This window comes from Endozoicomonas sp. SCSIO W0465 (assembly GCF_023716865.1).
Classification (GTDB): Bacteria; Pseudomonadota; Gammaproteobacteria; order Pseudomonadales; family Endozoicomonadaceae; genus Endozoicomonas.
This window is the reverse complement of the sequence record NZ_CP092417.1, coordinates 5,536,605-5,562,741: the sequence shown is the minus strand read 5'-3', so window position 1 is coordinate 5,562,741 and position 26,137 is coordinate 5,536,605. Positions and strand designations below refer to the sequence as shown.

At 46.1% G+C, this 26,137-nt stretch carries 28 protein-coding genes; 22 read left to right on the top strand and 6 right to left on the bottom strand.

Annotation, left to right across the window (positions count from 1 at the left end; all coding sequences use genetic code 11):
* Positions 1–154: 154 nt before the first annotated feature.
* Positions 155–340: a hypothetical protein gene (locus tag MJO57_RS24830; protein ID WP_252019586.1), complete on the bottom strand. Its 186-nt coding sequence runs from the start codon at positions 338–340 to the stop codon at positions 155–157.
* 398 nt (positions 341–738) lie between these two features.
* On the opposite strand from MJO57_RS24830, the gene MJO57_RS24825 reads away from it, so the two are divergent.
* The 7 genes from MJO57_RS24825 (at position 739) to MJO57_RS24795 (ending at position 6,344) form a co-directional block, all read left to right on the top strand.
* The gene (locus tag MJO57_RS24825) at positions 739–1,659 is read left to right on the top strand and encodes an IS4 family transposase (RefSeq protein WP_252019584.1); all 921 of its coding nucleotides are present in this window, start codon (positions 739–741) and stop codon (positions 1,657–1,659) included.
* Positions 1,660–1,968: 309 nt separating this feature from the next.
* A complete protein-coding gene (locus MJO57_RS24820; protein ID WP_252019582.1) occupies positions 1,969–2,961 on the top strand; it encodes an IS630 family transposase in 993 nt (330 codons plus the stop codon).
* A gap of 15 nt (positions 2,962–2,976) precedes the next feature.
* Positions 2,977–3,519, top strand: a complete 543-nt coding sequence (locus tag MJO57_RS24815; protein ID WP_371924912.1) for an IS4 family transposase — start codon at positions 2,977–2,979, stop codon at positions 3,517–3,519.
* 227 nt (positions 3,520–3,746) lie between these two features.
* Positions 3,747–4,535 carry a type III secretion system inner membrane ring lipoprotein SctJ gene (gene sctJ, locus MJO57_RS24810; RefSeq protein ID WP_252019575.1) on the top strand — a complete coding sequence of 263 codons (789 nt, stop codon included), beginning with the start codon at positions 3,747–3,749 and terminating at the stop codon, positions 4,533–4,535.
* 154 nt (positions 4,536–4,689) lie between these two features.
* Positions 4,690–5,328 (top strand): SctK family type III secretion system sorting platform protein, encoded by a 639-nt coding sequence (locus tag MJO57_RS24805; protein ID WP_252019573.1) that lies wholly within the window; start codon positions 4,690–4,692, stop codon positions 5,326–5,328.
* A complete protein-coding gene (locus MJO57_RS24800) occupies positions 5,307–5,966 on the top strand; it encodes an HrpE/YscL family type III secretion apparatus protein (protein ID WP_252019570.1) in 660 nt (219 codons plus the stop codon). The genes MJO57_RS24805 and MJO57_RS24800 overlap by 22 nt, the downstream gene beginning before the upstream one ends.
* A gap of 168 nt (positions 5,967–6,134) precedes the next feature.
* On the top strand, positions 6,135–6,344 hold the full coding sequence (locus tag MJO57_RS24795; protein ID WP_252019567.1) for an aromatic amino acid transport family protein: 210 nt from the start codon (positions 6,135–6,137) through the stop codon (positions 6,342–6,344).
* Here the strand turns inward: MJO57_RS24795 and MJO57_RS24790 are convergent.
* Entirely contained in the window at positions 6,341–7,381 is a 1,041-nt protein-coding gene (locus MJO57_RS24790) for an IS1595 family transposase (protein ID WP_252017335.1), read from the bottom strand. The genes MJO57_RS24795 and MJO57_RS24790 overlap by 4 nt on opposite strands.
* A gap of 370 nt (positions 7,382–7,751) precedes the next feature.
* On the opposite strand from MJO57_RS24790, the gene MJO57_RS24785 reads away from it, so the two are divergent.
* From MJO57_RS24785 to frdD, 7 genes are all read left to right on the top strand, one after another.
* Complete coding sequence (locus MJO57_RS24785) at positions 7,752–9,029, top strand: IS4 family transposase (RefSeq protein WP_256491693.1); 1,278 nt, start codon at positions 7,752–7,754, stop codon at positions 9,027–9,029.
* Entirely contained in the window at positions 9,010–10,059 is a 1,050-nt protein-coding gene (locus MJO57_RS24780; protein ID WP_371924686.1) for an aromatic amino acid transport family protein, read from the top strand. Before MJO57_RS24785 ends, MJO57_RS24780 begins: the two co-directional genes overlap by 20 nt.
* 304 nt (positions 10,060–10,363) lie before the next feature.
* Positions 10,364–12,154, top strand: a complete 1,791-nt coding sequence (gene frdA / locus MJO57_RS24775; protein ID WP_252019563.1) for a fumarate reductase (quinol) flavoprotein subunit — start codon at positions 10,364–10,366, stop codon at positions 12,152–12,154.
* Positions 12,155–12,163: 9 nt separating this feature from the next.
* On the top strand, positions 12,164–12,913 hold the full coding sequence (locus tag MJO57_RS24770) for a succinate dehydrogenase/fumarate reductase iron-sulfur subunit (RefSeq protein WP_252019561.1): 750 nt from the start codon (positions 12,164–12,166) through the stop codon (positions 12,911–12,913).
* Positions 12,914–12,990: 77 nt separating this feature from the next.
* Positions 12,991–14,025 (top strand): transposase, encoded by a 1,035-nt coding sequence (locus MJO57_RS24765; RefSeq protein WP_252026884.1) that lies wholly within the window; start codon positions 12,991–12,993, stop codon positions 14,023–14,025.
* 22 nt (positions 14,026–14,047) lie between these two features.
* The gene (locus MJO57_RS24760; protein WP_256492228.1) at positions 14,048–14,419 is read left to right on the top strand and encodes a hypothetical protein; all 372 of its coding nucleotides are present in this window, start codon (positions 14,048–14,050) and stop codon (positions 14,417–14,419) included.
* 19 nt (positions 14,420–14,438) lie between these two features.
* Positions 14,439–14,792 (top strand): fumarate reductase subunit FrdD, encoded by a 354-nt coding sequence (frdD, locus tag MJO57_RS24755; protein ID WP_252019556.1) that lies wholly within the window; start codon positions 14,439–14,441, stop codon positions 14,790–14,792.
* Between the two features lie 62 nt (positions 14,793–14,854).
* Here the strand turns inward: frdD and MJO57_RS24750 are convergent, their stop codons facing one another.
* Positions 14,855–15,610 (bottom strand): hypothetical protein, encoded by a 756-nt coding sequence (locus MJO57_RS24750; protein WP_252019553.1) that lies wholly within the window; start codon positions 15,608–15,610, stop codon positions 14,855–14,857.
* Positions 15,611–15,740: 130 nt separating this feature from the next.
* Here MJO57_RS24750 and MJO57_RS24745 point away from each other — a divergent pair, with 130 nt between their 5' ends.
* Positions 15,741–16,436 (top strand): SDR family oxidoreductase, encoded by a 696-nt coding sequence (locus MJO57_RS24745; RefSeq protein WP_252019551.1) that lies wholly within the window; start codon positions 15,741–15,743, stop codon positions 16,434–16,436.
* 23 nt (positions 16,437–16,459) lie between these two features.
* On the top strand, positions 16,460–17,119 hold the full coding sequence (locus tag MJO57_RS24740) for a hypothetical protein (protein WP_252019548.1): 660 nt from the start codon (positions 16,460–16,462) through the stop codon (positions 17,117–17,119).
* Here the strand turns inward: MJO57_RS24740 and MJO57_RS24735 are convergent.
* From MJO57_RS24735 to MJO57_RS24725, 3 genes are all read right to left on the bottom strand, one after another.
* Positions 17,114–17,437, bottom strand: a complete 324-nt coding sequence (locus MJO57_RS24735; RefSeq protein WP_252019546.1) for an Hpt domain-containing protein — start codon at positions 17,435–17,437, stop codon at positions 17,114–17,116. The genes MJO57_RS24740 and MJO57_RS24735 overlap by 6 nt on opposite strands.
* A gap of 173 nt (positions 17,438–17,610) precedes the next feature.
* Entirely contained in the window at positions 17,611–19,542 is a 1,932-nt protein-coding gene (locus tag MJO57_RS24730; RefSeq protein WP_252019544.1) for a DUF1631 family protein, read from the bottom strand.
* A gap of 170 nt (positions 19,543–19,712) precedes the next feature.
* Positions 19,713–19,997: a hypothetical protein gene (locus tag MJO57_RS24725; RefSeq protein WP_252019541.1), complete on the bottom strand. Its 285-nt coding sequence runs from the start codon at positions 19,995–19,997 to the stop codon at positions 19,713–19,715.
* 406 nt (positions 19,998–20,403) lie between these two features.
* Here MJO57_RS24725 and MJO57_RS24720 point away from each other — a divergent pair, with 406 nt between their 5' ends.
* From MJO57_RS24720 to MJO57_RS24695, 6 genes are all read left to right on the top strand, one after another.
* A complete protein-coding gene (locus MJO57_RS24720; RefSeq protein ID WP_252019538.1) occupies positions 20,404–20,793 on the top strand; it encodes an ISAs1 family transposase in 390 nt (129 codons plus the stop codon).
* 39 nt (positions 20,794–20,832) lie between these two features.
* Positions 20,833–22,403, top strand: a protein-coding gene (locus tag MJO57_RS24715; RefSeq protein ID WP_252017319.1) for an IS3 family transposase whose coding sequence is annotated in 2 segments (ribosomal slippage) — positions 20,833–21,307 and positions 21,307–22,403 — 1,572 coding nt in all. Because the reading frame shifts where the segments join, the coding sequence is not laid out codon by codon here.
* 15 nt (positions 22,404–22,418) lie between these two features.
* A complete protein-coding gene (locus MJO57_RS24710) occupies positions 22,419–23,216 on the top strand; it encodes an ISAs1 family transposase (protein WP_252019535.1) in 798 nt (265 codons plus the stop codon).
* A 95-nt stretch (positions 23,217–23,311) separates the two neighbouring features.
* The gene (locus tag MJO57_RS24705) at positions 23,312–24,826 is read left to right on the top strand and encodes an IS66 family transposase (protein ID WP_252017330.1); all 1,515 of its coding nucleotides are present in this window, start codon (positions 23,312–23,314) and stop codon (positions 24,824–24,826) included.
* A complete protein-coding gene (locus MJO57_RS24700; protein ID WP_252019532.1) occupies positions 24,816–25,544 on the top strand; it encodes an IS630 family transposase in 729 nt (242 codons plus the stop codon). The genes MJO57_RS24705 and MJO57_RS24700 overlap by 11 nt, the downstream gene beginning before the upstream one ends.
* 163 nt (positions 25,545–25,707) lie before the next feature.
* Positions 25,708–26,013, top strand: a complete 306-nt coding sequence (locus tag MJO57_RS24695; protein WP_252019530.1) for a hypothetical protein — start codon at positions 25,708–25,710, stop codon at positions 26,011–26,013.
* The last annotated feature ends 124 nt before the right edge of the window (positions 26,014–26,137 follow it).

Sequence of the window (26,137 nt, the reverse complement as noted above, 5' to 3'; positions counted from 1 at the left end):
CGAATATTTCTGACTCCTTGTGCCGACACTCTGCTTCGTTATAACTCTGGTCACATAGTTACGGCTATGCTCCCTCCGTTGTGCCTCTCATAGTACCAGCCCAAGTAGCCAGAAATATTCGATTCCATATGGTCAGCTACTTAAGTAAGGCGCTCTAAAGCGCCTGCACCACTTTCATAAACTGGGACAGCCCACTGCTGGTGATGCTGCTGTCTCTCAATACCTCAAATTCCATAGCAACCTCGGCAAACTCGTCACTGATAAAGGGCAGCAGCTCGCCGTCGGTACCGCTGGCGGCAATTACTTCATCGGTGACTGAACCGCTGGTATCTTCACTCACCCACTGCTTGCAAGGCAGGCGCTACCCCCAATTGTATGTACTCAAAAACTAATATTTTGAGGAAAATACCATCACAGTCTACCTTTCAGAATCATGAATACATCGCCTGATAACCTTTCTACTGCAAAGTTGCTTGTTTTCATAACTCAGCAGCAGGAGCACATTGTTCAACTTCAGGAGCGGATAAAGATTCTGGAAAACGAAATCAATCGTTTGAAAGAGCTGAATCCAAAGCCAGAGATAAAGCCCAACACCAAACCATCCGATAGGCTTATGAGGTAGCGGAATATTCCCGAGATTGACTCAGAAAATTGAGAGTGCTGCACAGACCGCTGTGTTCTGTCTCTTGATCACAAATAGCTACCTTGTTCTATCATTTCTCACTGATAAAACAGGTCATGCTTCCACTTTCTCCTAAACCATGGTCAGAACTAACTTTTGGATGTGCTGATTTGGGCGATACTCGACGTACAAAACGACTTGTCAAAGTTGCTGCCGAGCTTTCAGCTCATACCGGTAATTCTTTGTCATCTTCATGCGAAGGTTATACCGCACTGGTAACTGGAGCTTACCGGCTGATTGAGAATGAGGCCGTAAAGCCTGAAGCAATAGCTGAGGCAGGCTTTCAGGCAACTGCCAAAATAGCGAGACAGTCTCGCCTACTTCTGGCTCTCGAAGATACAACAACCCTGGGTTATAAACATGCTGTCAGATCCGAGCTTGGTGATCTTGGAGGTCCTGAAGGCTCTAAAACCAGAGGATTCCACGTCCACTCTGTCTTCTTGGTTGATGCGGATACAGAGCGAAGCATTGGGCTTATTGATCAAGAACGATGGGTTAGAGAGGACGTTCAGCGGGGGAAAAAGAACCAACGTCGTCAGCTACCTTACGAGGGAAAGGAAAGCTTTAAGTGGCAAAGAGCCTCTGAAAACACAGAACAAAGGATGGGGGGTAAAATGCCTGACATCATCAGTGTTTGCGACCGGGAGGCGGATATATACGAATATATGCACTACAAACTGGATAACCGACAGCGGTTTGTTGTAAGAGCTACACAAAACAGAATCCTGGTGGATGGCGAACTCTTATTATTTGATTCCTTAGCTCAGACTGAAGTGTTGGGGAAATATACGATAGTGGTTCCTCAAAAAGGAGGTAGAAAGAAGCGAAAGGCAACGCTGCAGGTCAAAAGAAAGAAGATGACAATACAGGCGCCGCAAAGGCCAGGCGGCAGGCCGGAACCGGTAACTATGAATATTGTGTCGGCTGAAGAGATTGGCAATGACTCCGAAGACCGTTTGCACTGGGTAAGTAGTTAAAAGTTTGCTTATGGATATTTTGATCGTACTATCAGGCAGACAAAGAAAGAGATCCTTAATCTATTATAAGTGGGTCTTGAACTAAAACGTCCCCAACCTATGAAGTATGTCAATATCACTGATGAAGCTGTTGTATTAACTTTGAAGGCTCTATTTTGATTACGAACTGCTCTACAGTGAAAACTGACTGTAGGTCACGAAAAACAAGGATTGAGCAACATTACCGGACAATATGCTGACAACCTTTGTAGATAAAGGGCTTCAGCAATGTTCAACCCAGTAGCAGTCTGAAATCCTACAAGAGCCACTTTGAAATACGCCAAGCACTACGGCCCTCTGAGGTGTATCAGGGAAAGAGCTCATGGTCTTCTATTGAGTAATCGAGGCTTTACCCTTGAGCAAATTGCAGAAATCCTTGAGATTAAATATCAGACCGTTTCCCAATGGATTGATGATTGGGAGGACTATGGTATTCGTGCATTGTATAAGAAACATGGTGGTGGAAGATCTTGCATATATGATGAATCTGAAGTGCAACGCATAAAAGAGTTAGTAGCAGAAGAGCCTCGTCGTTTATCGTATGTAAAATCCAAAATTGAGGATGAGACCGGTAAATCCTCATCAAAACTTACTCTGGCCAACATCGTAAAAAAGTTAGGACTGGTTTACAAAAGACTCCGTAAATCGTGCAAACATAAACGGGACGAAGAGCATTTCCAGCGTTGTAAAACTGCACTGAAAGACGCCCAGGAAGCTGAGCGCAAAGGGTTAATAAACTTGTTTTATTTTGATGAGTCCGGATTTACTCAAGAACCTTGTGTGCCATATGGCTGGCAGGAAAAAGGAAAGCAGCTCAGAATTCCATCAGTCAAAAGTAAGCGCATCAACGTGCTGGGCTTTATGAATCGGAGCTGTGAGCTGTTTCATTACCCTGTTGTGGGCTCTGTGAATAGTGATACAGTGATTGCAGCCTTTGACGACTTCGCAGAGAAAATGGAGGATGAAAAATACAGTTCAAATGACCGCTACACCGTAGTTATGGTGGACAATGCCAGTATTCATACCAGCAAAAAGTTTCGTGACAGAATCGCTGACTGGACTCTTGAGAAAAAGTTACTGATCTGCTTTCTTCCAACATATTCACCTGAACTCAATCTGATTGAGATCCTGTGGAGGAAAGTAAAGTATGAATGGCTCAATCTATTGTCAATCAAGAGTTTCACGGAATTTGAAAAGGAAGTTGAACGAGTGTTCGCTTCATTTGGAGAGAGTCATATGATTTCGTTTGCAAATACTAAATAATCGTTCAGTCAATTTATCCGAAAGCAAATTATCAACTACTTACTATTGACAACTGAAGATATTGAAACATTCGAAGACTGTCGCTCTATCATTCGATTTTACGAGCTCCGATGGCGAATAGAAGAGTTCCACAAGGCTTGGAAATCGGGAGCAGGAGTAGAAAGGCTTCGTCTGCAATCTCCGGATAACATTGAACGACTTGCGGTCATATTAATGTTTGTCGCTGTCAGACTAATGCAAATCCGTGAAGCATTAATGTTACCGAATGACAGGCAGCACAAAGACAGAAAGCTTTGGAGTGAAAAAACACTCGCGAATGAGGTGGTCAGTGATGATGAATGGCAGGTTCTCTGGCTAACCTATGAAAAAAAAGCGTTGCCCGATAAGCCGCCAACAGTCACTTGGCTGCTTCAAACGATTGCTCGGCTTGGTGGTTGGGGTGATTCAAAGCATACAGGGCAGCCCGGCTGGTTAGTGGTATGGGAAGGCTGGGCGAAATTGCAGGATCGGGTAAAAACCTGGCAGATAGCCCGGCAGTTCAGCGCTGGAGAGATGTGATCAAGAGTCAGCGCTGTGTTAGGTTAGTTGTCGTGTGGGCCAAATATGGCTTTTTGAGTGCATGCTATTTTTTCTGTAAGCGGAAAGAAAATAAGTTAATTTTCCTTTCGCTATTATCGCTGATCCTACTTTTCAAAACTATATTCTGTAAATTGTAATTTTTCTCCGCAACTGGCCGTTAAAAGTAAGAGTAATAAATATCCTAACGTACATAAGGTTGGCTCGTCATGAAACAGGGGTTTGTCCAGAGCTTTAGAGTTACATTGCTGTGTCTCATCGGTCTTTTATTACTGGGGTGTAAGGTCGAGCTTTATTCCGGGCTTGATGAAAGAGAAGGTAATGAAATGCTTGCCATCCTTCTCGATAATGATATACCCAGTGAGAAACTGGTGGATAAAGATAAAATTGTCACAATCATGGTGGAAGGTGTTGATGTTGCAAGATCTGTCAGGGTTTTGAGCAGCCTTGGTTTTCCGAAAGAAAAATACTCATCGATCGGTGATATTTTTCCAAAAGATGGCTTGATTTCTTCCCCTACCGAAGAGCGGGCTCGATATACCTATTCTATGTCACAGGAGCTGTCATCAACACTGTCTATGATTGATGGCGTCGTGACCGCTCGTGTTCATGTCGTATTGCCGCAGGAGCAGGATAGCCTGACGGATGTTAACTATCCCTCATCAGCGTCAGTGTTTATCAAGTATACTCCTGAGCTGGAACTGGCTGGTTTGGTTCCCAAAGTAAAAACTCTGGTGGCAAACAGCATCGAGGGTCTGTCTCTTGAGAAAATCGCAGTTTCACTGTTCCCGGCAACCCGCTTGAACTCTGGCAATTTTGATAGGCCATCAACAGAAACGGTGCTGTTTGTCGATGTTAATTCTGATTCTGCAGGTGTTGTTCGACTGGTTGTCTATGCTTTGATTCTACTGTTGGTAGTAGCACTGGGTGTTGGTGGCTATTTCTTCTGGATGATGGAACAGAAGAAAAAGAAGAAGAAAAAGAAGGATAATCGTTAAAAGCGGATGATTTGCTCAAGGCCACAATTATTTGTAGGACGATGCATCCTTCGCTAAATGGTTATTCAGTTGAGTGTATAGGGTTAGAGTGAAATGACCAATGAACAGTAACAATGTTTTTCAGGAATACCAGGGAACAAGCCTGTTCAATCATATGGTTGAGTTTAACTTCTTTCCTATTCGTTATGTACATACGAGCTGGCTTAAATCGGATAAACATTTCAGGTTTCTTAAAGCGCTTCAGTCAAGTGTGCCTGCGCAGTTCAATATATCAAGCTATTTGTTGAGAAAGTTTGGTATCTCGAAGCAGTTTGATTATGACTTTGACCGTCTGGATAAAAGGATTGTGTTTGCCAGTGCCGAAGAAATTGAGCGGTTGGCTTTATACATCGGGTTAATCCTGAATGAAGAAGCAATCCGGTCTGTTATCCACCGGGATGAGCGTGTGGCACTGAAGCAATGCCTGGGAGAAGAGGCCTATCGCTTTGCAGTTAAAAAAGCGCAGTTTATCAGCAGGGCATCAGACAAAAGCGGTCCCAGTCTACTCATTGATTGGAAACACCTGGATCGATTTAAAGCCTTTCTGGAAATAAATGGTCAACAGGTAATTGCCACTGCATTTTCCGATTTGCCTGTAGCCTTTCGGCAACGGTTGATATTAAAAATGCCCAGTAGTTGGAAAAAGACGTTGAACTCACCAGATGCTGGGGGGCTGGGTAAAGCCCAGTGCGTGAATTTACTGGTAAAAACACATAAAGAGGTGAATCGACAGTGGCGGCACCTGTTATCCTGAATAATATCCAGCTGGAGCTGGATCCAACCTGTAAAGTGCTCAAGGCAGATGACTATGTTGTTTATCTTGAAGCTCAGGAAATTATTAAGGCCGCCCAGCAGCAGGCTGCAGGTATTGCTGAGGAAGCTCACCAGGCCTATGAGCAGGAAAAAAAACGGGGGTATCAGGATGGTTTGGCTGAAAGTAAGGCTGAACAGACTGATCATATGTTGAAAGTGGTCAGTAGGACGATTAACTATCTTTCAGATATTGAAAATACCCTTGCTAATATCTTGCTGTCGGGTGTTAAAAAGATCATCGGTGAGTTCGATCAGGACGAGCTGGCCATAAGCCTGGTTAAAAATGCCCTGCAACATGTCAGAAATGAAAAGCATGTAACTATCCGTGTTCCGTCTGCCCAGTACAGTGCTGTTCAGGCGCGCTTGAATACCATCCTGGCAGAGTATAAAGGCGTTGGTTTTATTGATCTGGTTGCTGATCCCCGGCTCTCACCCGGTGACTGTATCATGGAGAGTGAAATCGGCGTTGTTGATGCCAGTGTTGATGTTCAGTTACGAGCATTACAGAAGCGGTTTGACAGTCTCCAATCACTATCTGTGCGGAACCGTGAGGCCGATGTGGCTAACAATGCTGAATAGAAAATGCTCTTCGGGTTATTAACGTCTTTTATCAGCTCTTTTTGAAATAAAGGGCAGTTACCTTCACTTGATGCTTACTTTGTCCAACAGGACATAATCAGGTAAGCATCTTTATTAAATTTCCCTATCTTTATGACTGGAATTTAGATTCAGTGAAGGTGTTTTCTTATGTCTGAGCCAAGTCGTTCTTCCACCATTGGCAGTGCTTTGATTTTGGCAGGAACGGCAATGGGTGCGGGCATGCTTGCTTTACCACTGGTATCAGCCAGCATAGGCTTGGTGCCGGTTATGATTATTTTTGCAGTAACAGCATTTTTTGCAGTCATTTCCGCCCTTTATGCCTTTGAGGCAAATATTGCCATAAACCCTGGCGGCTAAGTTACCGTTAATGGTTGGAAGCACCAATGTTCAGTAATTCTGCTGATCAACCGGCCAACAGTTAATTTTTTTGCTGCCGTCAGTTCTCGCCTCCAGGCCAGATAATGGGGAAGGTAACGAGTTGCAACCCCTTGGAATACGCCGCCAATCCAGCGTTTTAAATGACTGTGATAAGAATTTACAGTCTGGATGTGGTAGATGCCTTCAACAACATGTTGACCTGCTGATGTCACCAGCTCCTTGAAGACAAATCCAAGCTTGTCAGCAAGTTTTTCGTGAGCGAGGTGTGCATCCGCACAGACCGTGGCCTGTATCGATATGCGGCCATTTAAATGCCTGCACAATTCATTAGCACTTTCGTTTTCTAATACACCGTCAACGGTATTTCGATTACGGTCCCGAGCCACCATTACCGGGACTTTTCGGGCTTTGTTGGGATCATTACCCCGCTTTCGGGTTGGCCGTGGAAGGCCTTCTCTTTGCCCTTTGAAGGATTCACGGAAAAATGTTTCATCAAGCTCAGTAATGCCACAAAGCTCTTCTGCTTGATCATTATTAATCACTTCAAGAAAGCGGTGACGCCAGCGGAACGCAGTTTTCAAGTCAATGGCATTCTCAGCAGCAGCTGGTCGCAAGACCATAGAGTGAGTCATACCTGCGAGGTACTTGTTCCATTTTTCAGGGTGCCTGAGCCTTGCCAAAGGCGTTCCACTAAAGGCGTTAAACGTTGAGTCGCAAGTCTTGCAGTGGTAGCGCTGTCGGCCATTTCGTATGCCCCAGCGACCAACGCTATGGCTTTTGCATTTGGGGCACCTGGGGTTTTCGGCAAATTGGGCAAGTATGCTCTTTTCTACGTCAGGTGTTGCATTATCGTTATTGGGTATAGATTCACTGTAAACAGGTTCAGAGTCAGTGGTTTCTACTACCTCGGTAACCTCTATTTGAGTACTAAGGAGCGAGTTGTTAAGAATGTCTCGCTGTTCACTGGTTAATGTTGAAATGGAATCAATAAAATTCTGGAAGAGTTCAGATTGCATATCACTCCCCTACAACGTAGATTTTATGGGAGTTTAGCTGATTCAACCATTAACGGTAACTCTTAGGGTAGACATTAAGCTCAAAAAAGGTTCGTTTCCGGCGGCAGAACCCACCTTGAACAGCCACAATAAAGCTTCGAGGCTCTTATTGGATTACAGACTGTTCCCAGATTGAACCTGGCTGAAGCACTTATCATTAAAGGCTCTCAGAGCTTTGCTCGGCAATTTGCCCTCAAGCCTTACATTGCGTGGTCCACATCCAATTTTCACTGCAGAGCAGTTCGGAAATCAAATAGAGCCAGCTTCGAAACCATTATCAATGGCTGAACAAGATGAGTACTGCAAATAGTAGATTAGTTGAAAAAAACTGTTGACCTGTTTCGACCGGTCAGAACTCCTAAGTATGGCGGAACAGCTTGGTTTTACTATACGACAGCGAGATATCCGTCCTTTGGATTTTATCCTCTCACTGATCGATGCCCTCGCTGGTGATGGAAACTGCGATACCCAGGCGGATCTACACCGTAAATTTAACGAGTTGACGGGGCTGAATGTCTCTTATCGTTCTTGGGCAAATCAAGCTAAAAAGGACGCGCTGCCTACTCTTATCCTGTGGCTATGGGTGCAGTGTCTGGAAATATTTTCCCGCAAAGTCATGGCGTTTGATGAAGACAGTCCATTTTCAGAGTTTGAGCACATTCTGATTCAGGACGGTTCGTCACAAGCTGTCTATGATGCCCTGAAAGAAGCATTTCCCGGCAGGTTCTCAACGGTCAGTCCTGCTGCCGTCGAGCTTCATACGACAATGGATCTTCTCACCAACAACCTGGTGCGGGTGCAGCTGACTGAAGATACCCGTTCAGAAAGAGACTGTCTGCCACCACTGCCAACATCCATGGCCTATATCCTGATGCTAATGGATGCCGGTTATTTTGAGCTGGAACTCTTTGCCGCTATTGATGACAGGGAGGGTTCTTTTATCTGCAAGGCACCTCAGAGTATCAACCCGACGATACTCAGCGCGGTACGGGAGGATGGCAAGAATCTCAATCGCTACAAAGGACAAAAACTGAAGGATGTACTGTCTGGCTTCCCCAAAGACCAGTGCCTCGACCTGGATGTAGAATGGCCGGGATTCAAAGCCTGGCCATTCCGCTTGGTTGTCCGCTGGAATGACAAAAAACAGAAGTGGGTTTTCGTTGTGACCAACCTGAACCGGGTGGAGTTCACCTTGAGTGATGTGCTCCAGGCCTATCGTCTACGGTGGCAGATAGAGCTGATTTTCAAAGAGATCAAATCCTATTCAGGGTGGCATCGTTTTAACACCAAATCAGCGACACTGGTGTTTAGCCTGATTCTGATGTCCTTTGTGGTTGTGACGTTGAAAAGGTACCTTGCCCATGCTGCACAGGCGAACCTCTGTGAAAGTGGGAGCATTGAGGAAATCTCGACGCACAAGGTGATGAAAAGTGGGACTCACCTGTTTGGTAATGTGATTTCATCGTTGATGAATGCAGGAAAGTCATTGGTCTCATGCATTAAAAAGCTACTGGACTTCTGGGGAAATAATGCGAAACGAGAACACCCTGCACGGGATGGTTGTTCAGGGCGTACAAGATTAGGCCTTTGTGCGGTGGGTGGGGCTTAATGTCTACCTTAAGAACGGTAACTTAGCCAACCCTGGCTGTAATTTGTATACCATGGCCAGCAGAACATTAGGGCGGATAGGGAAGGTTTTGTCTGCAATTGCGCCTCTTGGGCTATTTTACGCATTGATGTCAGCGTATTTTTCCGGGGGAGGATCTTTACTGGCGCAATACGTTCAATTAGTGCTTCCCGGAGCCTCAGCCCAACTGTGTGTGATTTTCTTTGCTCTGGTTGCTGGTGCCTTTGTTTATTACAGTACCCGGGCCGTGGATCTTGTTAACCGTATCTTTTTCACCCTGATGATCGTTACTTTCATTTTTGCCCTGATTTCACTGGCACCTTCGGTGCGTTATGAGAGTATGGTTCATACGGCAAAGGTTGAATGTTTATCGGTTCTGGCTGCGCTGCCGGTCATATTTACATCGTTTGGTTATCATGGTGGCATTCCCAGTATTATCATTTATCAAAAGAAGCAGCTGAAGCATATCCCGTTTGTTTTTCTTTTAGCGACCTTGATTCCGCTGACGATTTATACATTCTGGCTGATGGCGGTGCTGGGGGTATTACCGGAAGGTTTATTACTGAGAATCAGCCAGTCATCAGGGGCAACGGCTCATTTAATTTCAGCATTGAGCGGTGATAACGATGTACACACTATCCTTTATCTATTTTCTGATCTGGCTTTGTTGACTTCAGTGTTAGGCGTTGCGCTTGGGCTGTTTGATTATCTTGCCAGCTTACTACAAAGGGAGGATACCCGAATCCACCGGCTGCAAACCGCGTTGGTGACATTCATCCCGCCTGCTGTTATTGCCATTATGTTTCCGGATGGTTTTGTCCCGGCTTTAGGGTATGCTGCGATTGCTCTGGTCATTCTGGGTATCCTTCTGCCTACGGCCATGGTCTACGTACTAAGAAAAGATCCGGCCTATGAAAACCCGTTTCGGGCACCAGGGGGAACCATGTTGATGTCAAGCTGTTTTGTGTTTGGCTGTATTATCATTCTGTCCCAGTTTATTTCCAGGCTATAGGTTTTTTTGCGTAAGTTGAGAATGAAAAGTGAACCTTTGGTTAATTAAACAATAGATCTGCATACATTAAAATTTAAACTGTCGTTTATAGTGGTTAATGCTGTTTGTTCATATTAAAAATATGTTTTTTCCGAAAATCTGATTAATCTTTGTTCTAAGTCAATGGCTTTAATTTTTTTGGTTATATAAACTTCGGTTCTAGATTTTTAACCCTTCTTTAATTATTCAATTTAGCCAGTTCGCTGGCTGTCTCTGTTTGGGACTCTTCCCGGAGATGGTGGTGAACAGTGGTAGAGGTTTGCGTATGCAGGTCATAAAGGCTGATGTAGCCATTGTCGGTGCCGGAGGTGCCGGTCTTCGGGCTGCGATTGCCGTTGCCGAAAAAAATCCTGAGCTCAAAGTAGCATTGATTTCCAAAGTCTACCCTATGCGGAGTCATACGGTGGCAGCAGAAGGCGGTTCAGCCGGTGTCATTCAGGATCATGACTCTCTGGAAAACCACTTTGTTGACACGGTTGCCGGTGGCGACTGGCTCTGCGATCAGGATGTTGTGGATTACTTTGTTTCCCACGCCACCGAAGAGATGATTCGCCTGGAGCACTGGGGTTGCCCATGGAACCGTAAGGACGACGGTAACGTAAACGTTCGTGCTTTTGGTGGTATGAAAATTGAGCGCACCTGGTTTGCTGCCGACAAGTCCGGCTTCCATATGCTTCACACGTTGTTCCAGACATCCACCAAGCACCCATCCATTGAGCGCTTCGATGAGTATTTTGCCACTGACCTGATCATGGAAGATGGCCGTGCTCAGGGCGTTGTTGCCATTGAAGTGAAAACTGGCGAGCCAAAAGTATTCCTGGCGAAATCAGTGGTTCTGGCAACAGGCGGCTCTGGTCGTATTTTCCGTTTCAACACCAACGGTGCCATTGTGACCGGTGACGGTCATGCCATGGCCCTGCGTGCTGGTGCACCGCTGCGTGATATGGAATTTGTTCAGTACCACCCAACCGGTCTGCCAGGCTCCGGTGTATTGATGACGGAAGGTTGTCGTGGTGAAGGCGGTATCCTGTTGAACAAGGATGGTTACCGTTACCTGCAGGATTATGGTCTGGGGCCAGAGACTCCGGTTGGTCAACCAAAGAACAAATACATGGAACTGGGGCCACGTGACAAGCTTTCCCAGGCCTTCTGGCAGGAGCAGCGTAAAGGCCGCACCATTGAAACGCCACTGGGTGATGCGGTGCATCTGGACCTGCGTCATCTGGGCGAACAAAAGCTGATGGAGCGTCTGCCACTGATCTGCTCCCTGGCAAAAAACTACCTGGGGGTTGATCCGGTTCATCAGCCAATTCCGGTTCGTCCTGCGGTTCATTACACCATGGGTGGTGTCAGAGCGGACATCAACTGTGCCACCGATCTGGCCGGTCTTTTCGCTGCCGGTGAATGTGCCAGCGTTGGTATGCACGGTGCCAACCGTCTCGGCTCCAACTCTCTGGCAGAGACTGTGGTCTTCGGTAAGGTTGCCGGTGAAAGCGCGGCTGATTTTGCCAGCCAGAATATAATGTCTGACGAACGCAAATTGCTGGACCAGGCAAAAGCGCACCTGGCAGCCATCGAAAGTCTGCGTAACGCCAACGGCACTGAAAAAGCATCTCACCTGCGTCATGAAATGGTGAAAACCATGGAAGACAGCTTTGGCATTTACCGGGTGGGTGAAGAGATGCAGGCCGGTCTGGACAAGATCTCCGAACTGCGTGAGCGTTTCAAAAACGTCAAGGTGGAAGACAAGAGCAAGGTCTTCAATACCGAACTGCTGCAGGCCTTTGAGCTACAAAGCTCCCTGATGGTTGCTGAGTGTATGGCCATTGGTGGTGTTGAGCGTAAAGAGTCCCGTGGTGCGCACCAGCGTATTGATGGCTTTGAAGCCCGTGATGATGTCAACTTCCTGAAACACTCCGTCACCTTCTATAACGGTGATGCCAAGCCTCGTCTGGAATATGAGGACGTGAATGTAACCCGCTTCCAGCCAGAAGAGCGTGTCTATGGCGCCGCAGCCGAGAAGAATGCGGCTGAGAAAAACGGCGAAGGGAAGTAAGGAGGCCCCATGAGTGATAAAACCATAACCATCGAGATTCTGCGTTATAACCCAGAAACCGATGATAAGCCGACATTTGGCACTTTCACTATTCCTTATGTGGAAGCCTGGTCCATGCTGGATGCCCTTGAGCATATCAAGGATGAACTGGATTCCAGCCTGGCTTACCGCTGGTCCTGCCGTATGGCGGTGTGTGGCAGCTGTGGCATGGTCATTAATGGTACACCAAAGCTTGGCTGTGAAACTTTCCTCCGGGATTTCTACCCGAACACCATTCGGGTAGAGCCACTGGCTAACTTCCCGATCGAAAAGGATCTGGTGATTGACTCTGAAGACTTCATCAAGAAGCTGGAGTCAGTGAAACCTTACATCATCAATGCGATGGAGAAGCCGGTTCGAGAGGGTGTGAATAAGCAGACGCCTCAGCAAATGGGCCTTTATAAGCAGTTTTCCATGTGTATTAACTGCATGCTCTGCTACTCCGCGTGTCCACAGATGGGCTTGAACCCACTGTTTACCGGTCCTGCGGTGATTGCTCTGGGCCACCGTTATAACCTGGACAGCCGTGATGATGGCTATGAGCAGCGTACTGAAGTGATTCAGGGCAAGAATGGTGTCTGGTCCTGTACATTTGTGGGCTACTGTTCTGAGGTTTGTCCAAAGAATGTTGACCCGGCCGCTGCCATCAACCAGAACAAACTGCAGGGTTCCCAGGATTGGGCGCTCTCTTTCCTGATGCCACGTAAAGGAGACAAGTGATGAGTCTAGGACTTACGCATTGACAACAGGCTCTAAAATTTGATAATGCCAAAAAACAGATGTCTTCAGGGATGAAAGTGAGAACTACCACTCGACCGACCACTGCACGATGCACTCTTGCAAAATACATTGGCTTTTTGATTAGTGAGCCAAAATCATCAACATGCACAAGACTGGCCGAGGTTACCGACTTTTCTCACGATAGCGCAAACCGCTTTCTTAAGCGTGAAAACTATCAGCCCAAAGATATGTACGATGAAGCAGTCAAAAGTTTAAACCCTATTGGCGGCACCCTGAGCGTTGATGACAGCGTGCTCGACAAACCTTATAGCTACTCCGTGGCACTGGTTGGCCACTTTTGGTCGGGTAAACATCACCGAGTGGTTAAGGGAGTTAACCTCATCACCCTTTATTACACCGACGTATCCGGGCGCCATATGCCGGTGAATTACAGGATATACGACAAATCGGAAGACAAGACAAAAAACGACTACTTCCGTGAAATGTTGATTGAAGTGCTGGTATGGGGGCTGAAGCCAGCGTTCGTTACCGGTGACTCCTGGTACAGCTGCACGACTAACCTGAAGACGATTAAAAACCATCAGACTGGGTTTATGTTTGCCGTTGAGAAAAACAGGACAGTATCACTGGAAAAAGGTAAATGGCAGCAGGTTCAACACCTCGACATCCCCGACAATGGTCTGGATGTATGGCTCAAAGACTTCGGTAAGATCCGGTTGTTCAGGACGATGCTAAAAGACCAGCGTCGCCACTACGTGGTTTACTTGCCAGAGGAAGTCCCTTTTGAACGCAATGACTTCAAGCAGATCCATGACCAGCACTGGCAGATCGAACAGTTTCACAGGGCGATCAAGCAGGTTTGCCATATTGAGCACTTTCAGGTTCGCAGCGAACGACCCGTCAGAAACCATATATTTGCTGCAATTTTAGCTTTTGTTTATCTCCAGAAAATGCAGATAGAGCAGGAGTTTACGAATATTTATCAGCACCAACGGGGGCTGTTTAAAGAGACAATAGGCGCTTTCATTGAGAGTTTTGCAAAGGGGAAGGATCACCTCCTACCAAAATTTATCGGTGTCATCAATGCGTAAGTCCTAGAGTCGTCGCCCCTATGTGCGTCCTATGAAGCGCACCTGGTATATGGATCATCCCTTTTACCGCCAGTACATGGTACGGGAATCCTCCTGCGTAGTTGATGGTCTGTATGCCATCAACCTGTTTGTCGGCCTGGTTCAGCTGGTTAGAGGTGAAGCTGCCTGGAATAGCTGGCTTGCTTTTCAGGCCAACCCACTAATGATTTTGTTTACCGTGGTTACCCTGGGCCTGACCCTTTACCATGCCGTCACCTATTTCGATATGACGCCCCGCGTTCTGCCACAGCAGATTCGTAAAATGGTAAAAGACAGTGTGGTTAACAAGTTGATGTACGTTGGCCTGGCGGTGGTTTCTGCCATCATTCTGGCTGCGGCCACCATGGGACTTTGACGGGGATAGGAGAGGGAGCATGAGTAATAAACGTCATATTGAACCTCTGTTGTGGAGTCTGTTTGGGGCGGGTGGTACGACCATCGCCTTTTTCTTTCCGGCCATTATTTTTGTGGTTGGTCTGGGCGTGCCTCTGGAAATTATTCCGGCAGAAGCGCTCTCTTACGAGCGAATGTCAGCGTTCTTTCTGGAGAGCTGGATTGGCAAGTTGGCACTGATGGTGGCTTTGGTGCCTTCTTACTGGGCCTGTATTCACCGTATTTACCACGGTGCCCACGATCTGGGCTTTCACCCGGGGGTTGGGGTAAAAGTGGCCTGTTATGGTGGTACGTTGATTCTCAGCCTGGCAACCATTGCTTTATTGCTGGTTTGATCAGATTGTACGAAGGGGCTGAGTAAGCCCCTTCTCATGGATGGAAAGTTATGGATAGAAAGTCAAGCTGCGGGTGAAGTTTTTTCAGGGCTTTGGCTTTTTTCCTGAAGATAATTTTGTTCGATTCGTCGTTGATTTCGTGCTTGGGATATTTTTTCTGTGAAGACAGGGTCTTTATTGAGTAACTCCTCCTGCTTGATCATTATTTGATTGATCTGGTCATGAAATTTCCGGGTAATGTTATTAATCATTTGGGCACGATTAATCCCTGTTAAGGAGTGTTCCCGAATATAGCTGTCGACCGATACTCTTATCATTGCGCCCAGTGGGCTATCATGCTCATCAGAACGTTGAATAATCAGTTCAAGGCTCCCGAGATTTTCATGCTCTGCTCCGTCAGTGAGCCCTTCAGTCAGAATGGGAGTTGCCTCCTTTACCCAGAGTTCCCCAAAGTGATCCCCTATTGCCTGTTGAGTCTCAACCGGCATAGTACTAACTTGAGGGTTTATTGAAGCCAAGGCTTCATCCAATTGAGCCCGAGTTGTACAAGAAATTATTGCTGCCCGAACTCCCCCCCATTGGTTTTGCCTTGCAAGTACCTTTATCATTTCCAGATTGTCGGGAGATAGAGATTCAACCTGACGTCTGCCAACGGCCAGATTACGGGTTGCATTACCGGTTTTGTCTGATTGGGGCGTTACCTTGGCTTTACTGACTGGTCGTCCTATATGACTGGTGCTTGTCTCGGCAGAGGAGGTATGGCCCTTTTGTGCTGGTATATAGGGTGTTTGGTTGTCGCCTGTTATTTTTGGAGGCATCTTTCCCATCCCTGGTTTGCCATAATAAAGCGTTCTGTAAGTTTTTTTCTTCGTTTACTAGTAAGATGAATTATCGGCGGCTTTCGCTTGATTTCTACCAGAAGCCGCCAGTTTATCCCGGGGAGTCTGTATGCAGAAAATAGTTGTGGTGACCGGAGTGAGCCGAGGGCTTGGTCTGGAGCTGTGCCGTCAATACCTGGCGGAAGGTGCCAAAGTTTATGGTTGTTGTCGGTCTCCGGAACAGTCACAGAAACTGCTTGAGCTTAAACGCAGTGCAGGCTATCAATTTGAACTGGTACCTCTGGATATTACTCAGCCAGGGATGATTCACAACCTGCAGTATGTGATTGAAGAACCCATCGATATCCTGATCAATAATGCCGGGATTTATGGCCCTCCGGGTCTGTCGTATGATCAAGTGACCGTTGACCCGTGGATGGAGGTTTTGCGAGTTGATACTGTGGCCCCAATGATGGTGACTCAGGCGTTGGTCGGGAAGGTAGCCCAGAGTCATGACAAGAAAATTATTATGATGTCCAGCAAAATGGGCAGTATGGGGGACAACCAGAGGGGGGGTAGTTATATCTATCGATCTGCTAAAGCGGCATTAAATGCTGTGGGTAAGAGTCTCGCCGTTGATCTTGCTGAGAAGGGAATTAGCGTTGGTATATTGCATCCGGGTTGGGTTCAGACCGATATGGGGGGCGCCAATGCCCTGATAGATACAGAGACATCCATCAGGGGGATTCGTAAGGTTATTGAGCAACTTTCGTTGAAAAACAGTGGCCAGTTCATCAATTATGATGGGGCAGTGATTCCCTGGTAGGTTGATTAATCGGGTGAAATTTGATGCTTTCTATTGTCCAGTCGCTACATTTTTTCGCCCTTTATGGCGTGAGCCTGACGGGCTTGTTTCTATTGTCCGCTATCCCGTCCGAAATCGTCGGATTATACCTCCACCAGTCTTTTGCCGGCAGTAGCGAGATGAGTGGTGGATTTGCAGATCTGTTTATTTCAGTGTTGATCGAGCCCCTTGCTATGGGAGCAGCGATTTTCTTTATCGCCAGTCGTGACCAGGGCGGGAATTTAAGCCTTTATGGCAGTTTAATAAAGTCGATGGGTATCTACTTCCAGTTGGCGATCAGTTACCTGATCGTGTTGGTAATAGTCATGCTTGGCTTTAGCCTTTACCTGATACCCGGATTTTATCTACTGTACAAATTGATGTTTGTGGAGTTTCGGGTGGTCCTGAAAGGAGAGCCGCCAATGGAGGCTATTAAGGCCAGTTTTAACCAGACAAGGGGGCAATGGTCCTTGTTGTTTTTGCCTTTTACTTTACTCTTGCTTGCTCTAACGTCCTCACAATACCTCATCCGTTATTTATTAATAGACCAGGAGAGTGTGCTGCTGTTACAAATAATGGGCGGTATTCTTCAGGCGCCCTTTATGGCGTTTGCCGTTGTAGTTGGTTTCCGCCTGTTCAGCTTGACCAGTCAGCCGCTTTCATAGGTTAGGATGCAGGGCTTCAATACGGTTAAACGTATCTTGCAGTTGAAGAAATAGAGGATCATAACGCTCAGGCTCCATTTGCTGTCCTGATTGCTCCAGGTCTCCGGCAAGTGTTACCAGATGCTCTGCTCCGACCACTGCAGCACCGCCTTTAATCCGGTGGGCAAAGTTGACAATTAGCGCGGTTTGCTGATTGTTGACCGCTGCTTTCAAATTAAGGATGTCTTCTCGGGTACTCTGGAAAAATGTAGATAACAACTCTTCCAGAAGTACCTCATCACCGTCGGTGATTTGATGTAAATTTTCCAGATTGATCATAAAACGTCCTGTACAAATCATTAATAAATTAGTTTTTCGCCTTTAAACTCAAGTGCTTTAGTCGTCAGGAGCCTGTCCAATAACTGAAGTTTCTACCAGATTGCCATCAGCAGGCCTGAAAAATTTTCACATTCTTCTGTTCTTGCTTTATCTGCGAGTGTCCTCAGGCAGCATTACAGACGTTTTTTGAATCGCTCCAGGACAGCCTGGATAGCCCGGTCGAAGACCGGGTTATCCGCCATAACACGGATGGAACCGTCTTCGATTCCCTTTTTGAGATCGCTTCCAGATCGCTCCGCAATACGCATCCCCGAACGATTGACAAAAATATATCGATGACTGTCCTTGCTCAGTCGGGCCAGTTTGCAGCAGAGGCGGTGTGAGTCACCTTCACCAATAAACTCAACCCACTGACCTGGGTGAAGTCCATCAATGATGACAGGGGCAAATGAGGAGTGGTGCCCCTGCGCATCAGCTTCATCATTCGGTTCATTAGGAACCAGTTCAAGCTCCTGAGAGTCTTCGGTTGCCTCTGGGTTGAGCTCAGACAAGGGTGAATTATTCAGGCTGAGACCGGACTGTCCGCAGGAAAGAATTATCTCTTCTCCAAGTTCGGAATCTTCTTTCTTGAAATTTTCTGACCGGAAATCAATCGTATTGTCGTCAGAGGATGCTGTTACCTGCATCTCTTCTGGTTGTTCGCTGGGTTCAGTAGCGTGATTTTGTTTTTCCGAACGCTCAACCTCTGGTTGCAGGATGATATTCAGGTTGAATTGAAATCCATCAAGGCAATCCTGAAATATATTAGGGTTTTCATTGTGGTCTGAAATGATGGTACGTACCGTATACTCAATCAGTAACAACACATGTTTGCTTAGTTGAGTATCCCGGCAATACAGGATGCCCGCGGACGTCAAATTGTTTAATAAGCGTCGGGCCGGGTGCTTATTATGGGTTAAAAAATCATCATCAAGGATTGCCTGTTTTAAAATCGGTATCTGCAATAATGCCATGGTTTTTTTGACGTCATCAGGCAGGTGATGATCATCCAGAATGTATTCAAATAACCAGCCAACCATATTGATAAGGTCTTCATGATGGCGAGAGAGATTTGAGTTCACACCCTGTACTTCCAGAGCATCTATGACCGAGTTGTGGAGGTTCCTTATTGAAACGTGTTGCTCAAGAACTTCCAGTTGCAGTGAGCTGAGGACATTGGCCAGATCGATAGTCTTGACCCTGTTTGCTTTGGCTTCAGGGATGAGTTCGTCTTCGGCAAGCATATCCTCCAGACGGGATATCAGCTTCTCGGCAAGGCTATCCAGAAACTCGGGGTTTGCAATGTCAGGGTAATGGCCCTGCTTAGGGGCTGTTTGTATTCGATCCATGGAACGGGGAGCTGATACGGGATGATGATCTGGGGCGGGGACTGTATTGTTTTCCGATCGTCTAACCGGAGATAAATGTTTGGGCTCCAGCCCTTTATTAATAAGTAGCTGATCAACCTTTAGCCAGAGTTGATCAGCCGTTTTGTTAAGATGTCTGGCAAACCAGATGAAAAGCTGTTGTTCAATATCTCGATCAGGTTGAAGGTTTTCAAGGGCTTTGGAGAAACTTTCGCACACCCGCTCCCGGGTAGCTGGATAAGTACCCTCATGTTGGGGATAAGTGTTCTCAAGACTGCTTTTGATTCGGCAAATACGCTCAGCGTTTTTACTGTTCACAAAGTTATTGGCTGCAGAATGCCATAGCAGTTGATGATCAAGTTCGGAGTTGTCCAGTAATTCAAGCGTTAAGACACTTTTTTGTTGAGAAGATTGTTCTTTGTCGGTGCTGGTCAAATGCTCAATGAAGCTATTTTGAATTAAGGATTCAGACTTATTCAAACGGTTTTTTATATCGACCCAGCGCATCATATCCTGATCATTGGTGATTTCTTCCAGATGGGATTCTAAGTTAGACGATAAAACTGAAAACAGCGCATCAATCTCAGGACAGATGATTTCATGGACTAATTGGTTTAATTCAGAAAAAAGAGCCAGTTTCGTGGACTCATTTTTACCGCCCGGGCTGAGGGGTAAAACGTTGGAGAACTGAGTTGACATGCTGGTCACATCCCTGTACTGCACAATACCACCTGCAGGACTTAAGGTACCTGCAGGGACCATTCATATCATTAACATACTGTTGTTATCTTGCGAATACTTAATTGAATTAAGTAGCTGTTAACTAAAAATTTTTAATGCATTTGTCAAAAAACGGCAACAAACCCGTTTTATCCCTGTCTTAGCTCTTTAGCTATTTCTTTAGCTTTTTCAAGGGCTTTATTAAAGCCGTTTTTAAACAGGTTTTCGCGAATCTGTCTTTGAAGCTGTTCGGGAGTAATCTCTCCGTCTTCCGCAGCGGCTTCAGCAAGCTTATTTTTCTCCTTGTTTTGTACAAGGCTTGAAAACTCCTGAGACTGCATCGGATCAATACGGTCTACCGGTTTGACATTCCCTACCTGCCCTGAGTTATTAGAAGGTAGGTTCTCGACATCCTTGTTAGTAATGAGTGACATGGTCAGGCTCTCCAATGCCCAGCACAAGCTGGAATTTTGTAAATTAAGAAAATGTCGCCTTCTCTGGCGGCATTGTTCGCTAATGCTTTAATCCTAATACTGCTCATTGTAGATTATGAATAGAGATTATAAAAAAGATAAGTAGTTAAAAGTTTGCTTATGGATATTTTGATCGTACTATCAGACAGACAAAGAAAGAGATCCTTAATCTATTATAAGTGGGTCTTGAACTAAAACGTCCCCAACCTATGAAGTATGTCAATATCACTGATGAAGCTGTTGTATTAACTTTGAAATACGCCAAGCACTACGGCCCTCTGAGGTGTATCACACGGCAAAAACATGAGCATTATTTGAACAGACAAACAGGCTAAAAAAGGACAAAATACTCATTTTCTATCAGCCTATGCCTTCAAAAGCCTTATTCTCAAAATTCAGTACACTCACCGATCCTCGTGACCCAAAGAAAACTACTCACATTTTGGCGGAGATTATGTTCATCTCTGTTTGCGCCATCCTTTGTGGTGCCGATGACTGGAACGCCATAAGACTGTTTGCCAAAACCAAAGAACGCTGGTTCCGACAGCATCTGACTTTGCCCGGTGGAATTCCTGTCGCTATCACATTTAATCGAGTCTTTGCCGCGATCGATCCTGATGAGTTTCGCCAGATCTTTATCCAATGGATCCGGGATGTGCTTTCAGGTTTGCAACTTTCTGATAGCAGAATCGTGGCAATCGATGGAAAAACCATCAAAGGTTCCCCCCTGTGTCAGCATAGTTGTCGCCTCTCCTGAAATTAGAAATCTCAACAGGGGGCGGTCTATGAGTAATCAATGGCCCGCTATTCAGAAGAGTTCAAAGAGTCCATCATTCAGAAGATGATGCCACCCAATAATGTGCCAGTTTCGCAGTTGGTACGTGAGACTGGTATCTCTGATGTGACCCTGTACACTTGGCGAAAGAAAGCAGTATCTAAAGGAGTGCCTGTGCCGGGCGACGGAAAGAATCCAGATCAATGGACAACTGAAAACAAGTTAGCCGTAATCATTGAAACGGCTGCGTTAAATGAAGCAGAAATGGCTGAATACTGTCGTAAAAAAGGTCTGTTTGCTGAACAAATTCAGCAGTGGAAGGCTGCCTTTATTAACAGTGTTTCTGTCCAGCCTGAAAGTCAGTCAAAACAGCGTAAGGCGCTGTCTGACGAACACAAAAAAGATAAGAAAACCATCAAAAAGCTTGAGCGTGAACTCAATCGCAAGGACAAGGCGTTAGCAGAAACTGCTGCCTTGCTGGTACTCACAAAAAAGGCCCAAGAGATCTGGGGGGCGCCAGAGGACGATTAGTCTCTCTCCCGGATCGACAAAATGCTGTTAGCCTGATTAAACAGGCAGTTAAAGATGGGGCTCGTCAGTCAAAAGCCTGCAAAGCCCTTGGTCTTACAGAAAGAACTGTACAACGCTGGATGCAGGGTGATGACGTGCGCGCAGATAATCGCAAAAATGCTGACAGGCCAGAACCGGTTAACAAGTTTTCTGAAGCTGAGCGACAGGCGATTGTTGACGTCTGTAACAGCGAGCGGTTCAAAAGCCTTCCGCCCAGCCAGATTGTGCCCACATTGTTAGATGAAGGTCTCTATATGGGGTCTGAAAGGACATTTTACCGGGTGTTGGAGGAAACAGGGCAACAGCATCATCGGGGCAGTGCTGCCAAGCCAAACAGGTATAAGCCAACGTCCTGGTGTGCTACCGGACCCAACCAGGTCTGGTCCTGGGATATTACCTATCTGCGCTCTCCGATACGGGGGCAGTTTTATTACCTGTACCTGGTGATAGACATCTTTAGTCGTATGATTGTTACATGGGAAATTCATGAAACCGAATCAGCTGAGCATGCATCAGAAATGATCACTAAAGCCTGTATCAAACAGGGAATTGCAGCCTTGGAGTGGCCACTGGTTCTGCACTCAGATAATGGTAGTCCCATGAAGGGTGGCACTATGCTGTCAACACTGCAGCGTCTTGGGGTCGTGAGCTCATTCAGTCGTCCCCGGGTCAGTGATGATAACCCCTTTTCCGAGGCCATATTCAGAACCCTGAAATACCGCCCTGGTTATCCGCGCACGCCATTTGCTGATCTTGAAGCAGCACGTAGCTGGGTGCATGGTTTTGCCCAATGGTACAACGAAGAGCACAAGCACAGTGGGCTGAAATTTCTGACACCCGGGCAAAGGCATCGTGGTGAAACCAAGGTGCTTATGGCTAACCGCAGAAAGGTTTATGAACAAGCCAAAGAACGTCACCCAGAGCGCTGGGGAAAGAGGTCAACAAGGAACTGGGATCTGGCTGATGAAGTCTGGTTGAATCCCGACAGACCTGCTGATGATCAACTAAGCAAAGCCGCTTAAGTTGAGGCGACAACTATGTTGACAAACACCGGTTCTGCCTGGAACAAAGGTAAAGATGCCATTCACATGGTTAATGCCTGGTGCACCAAGGCCGGGCTGTCCCTTGGTCAATATAAGGTAGATGCCAAGTCTAATGAAATTACTGCTATTCCTGAACTGCTCAAACTGCTTGAGTTGGCAGGTAGCCTGGTCACCATCGATGCAATGGGCTGCCAGAAGAAAATCGCCACAGCCATCCTGAAAAAAGAAGCGGACTATCTGCTTGCTGTGAAGGGTAACCAGAAAAAACTTTATGGTGAACTTACTCGCGCTTTTGAACAGCTGTGGCAAGAAAATCCGGAAGATGGTCCATGCCCTGAGTTTGCTGAGCAGGAAGGTAAATCTCATGGTCGTCGTGAACATCGTAGATGCTGGGTAATCAACGATATCGCGGAAGGTTCCAACGCGTCAGGCTGGCAGGCCAAAACGATAGCAGCCGTCCAGTTAGACAGCCAGAAAAAAGGCAAAGGGAGCACATTAATCCGTTACTTTATATCGAGCCGCAAGTTGTCAGCAGGAGAGGTACTTGAGGCGACAAGGAAACACTGGTTGATTGAAAACCAGCTACATTGGGTTCTAGACGTTGCTTTTGATGAAGATCGTTGCAGATCACGAGAAGGTTATGCAGCAGAAAATCTTGCAGTTGCACGACAGATAACACTCAATCTTCTAAAGCTGGATACATCCGAAAAAGCAGGCATCAAAAACAAACGTCACAAATGTGGTTGGGACGAAGAGTATATGATGAACGTGCTTGGGCTGATCAATATATGATCATGTGTAACTGTTCAGCACCCCCACATAAATCTGGAATTTTCTGATTTTTATACCATCCTCTTAAGCACCATTTTTCCACAATATTCGCCAGCATGATTCCAGAACTACCCGCAACTATGTCGGCTGAGATTCTCTTGAAAGAGAATGCAGAGCTGCGGATGAGAGTTGCCTGTCTGGAAGAGCGATGTCGAGAATTGGAAGAAAAGGTTGGCAAGAACAGTCAAAACAGCAGCAAGCCGCCATCGTCTGATGGTTATCAAAAACCTTGTAAAAACAGTAATTCTCCAGATCATTCTGACGACCTTTCCGCAGATAAAGGTACCGATCCATCGGATGAAAAACCCAATCCTAAAAGTCTGAGACAGTCTTCTGGTAATAAAGCCGGTGGAAAGAAAGGGCATCAGGGCACTTGTCTTAAACAGGTCGATATCCCTGACTATATTGAGTACCTTCCGGTTAAAGAATGCAATAAATGTCAGGCGTCTCTTCTTGATAGTGAGCCGGTCAAATATATTGAACGACAGGTGTTTGAACCAGGGAGACCGGGTGAATTTGAAGTAACGGCCCATAGAGCTGAAGTAAAAATCTGCACTTGTGGTTGTCGGAATCAGGCTGAATTCCCGGAAGGTGTTACCGCTGCCGCACAATATGGCTCAGCCACACAGGCTATGGCCGTCTATCTTAACCAATACCATTTCCTGCCTTTTAAGCGCGTGTCAGAGTATTTTAATACTCTCTATAAAATGAGTGTAAGTGCAGGCACTGTCGCCAATTTTGTGGCCAGAACCTATGAAAATCTGGCTTCTACTGAAGAGGTTATTCGTGACGCCTTGCGGGAATCGTCTGTTGCCGGAGCCGATGAAACGGGTATGCGGGCCGAGGGCTCTTTGCACTGGCTACACGTTATGCGGGATGAACAATGGACGCTCTACTACTTGTCTGAAAAGCGAGGTCGTGAGGCCATGGACACGATGGGCATACTGCTAACATTTGCAGGCGTTCTGGTTCATGATCATTGGAAATCCTATTTTGCATATGCGGCAACTCACGTACTTTGCAATGCCCATCACCTGAGGGAGCTTTTGGGTGTTGTTGATAGGGACAGCAATCAACTGGCGTTGCGATTGATGAAGCTACTGAGGCTTTCCTGGCATTACTGCAAGGGCTTTAAGACCATAGGTATGCTACAGATGCCAAGTGTTGTCTGTGAACGAATCGAGAAGATTTATGACCGGTTGCTTCAGCGGGCTCTAATGAAAGAAGTCGTCTATATGGAGAAGCAACGAGAGGAGCTTAAGCGCAAGAAAGTCAAGAATACTAAAGCTTACAATCTCTTCAAACGACTCACTGAGTTCAAGGCTGAGACACTGCGCTTCATGTCAGATTTTACCATTCCCTTCGATAACAATGGCAGTGAGCGGGATGTTCGAATGGCCAAGTTAAAGCAGAAAATCTCAGGCTGCTTCAGGAGTGCAGACGGTGGTTCTATGTTTGCACGGATTCGCAGCTATTTGTCGTCTGCCAGAAAACAGGGAATGGACATATATCAATCACTTCATAGAGCTGTTCGGAATTACTGTAATATGCCTTTGCTCAGTGCTGAATAGTTACGATCATGTTTTTGCCGTGACCGGTAAATCCTCATCAAAACTTACTCTGGCCAACATCGTAAAAAAGTTAGGACTGGTTTACAAAAGACTCCGTAAATCGTGCAAACATAAACGGGACGAAGAGCATTTCCAGCGTTGTAAAACTGCACTGAAAGACGCCCAGGAAGCTGAGCGCAAAGGGTTAATAAACTTGTTTTATTTTGATGAGTCCGGATTTACTCAAGAACCTTGTGTGCCATATGGCTGGCAGGAAAAAGGAAAGCAGCTCAGAATTCCATCAGTCAAAAGTAAGCGCATCAACGTGCTGGGCTTTATGAATCGGAGCTGTGAGCTGTTTCATTACCCTGTTGTGGGCTCTGTGAATAGTGATACAGTGATTGCAGCCTTTGACGACTTCGCAGAGAAAATGGAGGATGAAAAATACAGTTCAAATGACCGCTACACCGTAGTTATGGTGGACAATGCCAGTATTCATACCAGCAAAAAGTTTCGTGACAGAATCGCTGACTGGACTCTTGAGAAAAAGTTACTGATCTGCTTTCTTCCAACATATTCACCTGAACTCAATCTGATTGAGATCCTGTGGAGGAAAGTAAAGTATGAATGGCTCAATCTATTGTCAATCAAGAGTTTCACGGAATTTGAAAAGGAAGTTGAACGAGTGTTCGCTTCATTTGGAGAGAGTCATATGATTTCGTTTGCAAATACTAAATAATCGTTCAGTCAATTTATCCGAAAGCAAATTATCAACTACTTAGAAGGTTTGGTTTTTTGTTTGGGAGTGTTGCCCGGTTTAATCAGCCGACAGCTGGTCTGAAGATCATAAAGCCATCTGTATCACCGCCGACAACTGAAACTAGTACAGCCGGGAGAATACTATGAGCGGTGAGCATTTTACGTTAACGATCAGTCAAAGCACGTCTGACGCCGGCGATTTTGCCATACATATGAAAGAACCTGATAAATCTGAACAGTTGTTAGTTCATTTAAGATTTACGCCTTTGGCTATGTTTGATGAAGCTTATCTGGATGATCTTGTCGGTGTGATGGCCAGGAAGCTGGCAAAAAGGATTATTGAATGGCGTGTGGCTCCCGATGACCCTGACGCAATGCTGGCCTGCCAGAGTGAGGCTCGTGCAGTCGTTCAGGAAGCTCTGGAAAGAATGAAAAAGAATTCAGGTTAGTTTTTCAGGGATAGCTGTATTCTGACTGGAATGGCTTTTGTCTATACAGAAGGTCATGGGGTAATCATGGAAGTCCTTCCCCGTTTACTCACTGCATACTCTGATTTATTTCCTGCTTTGAAAC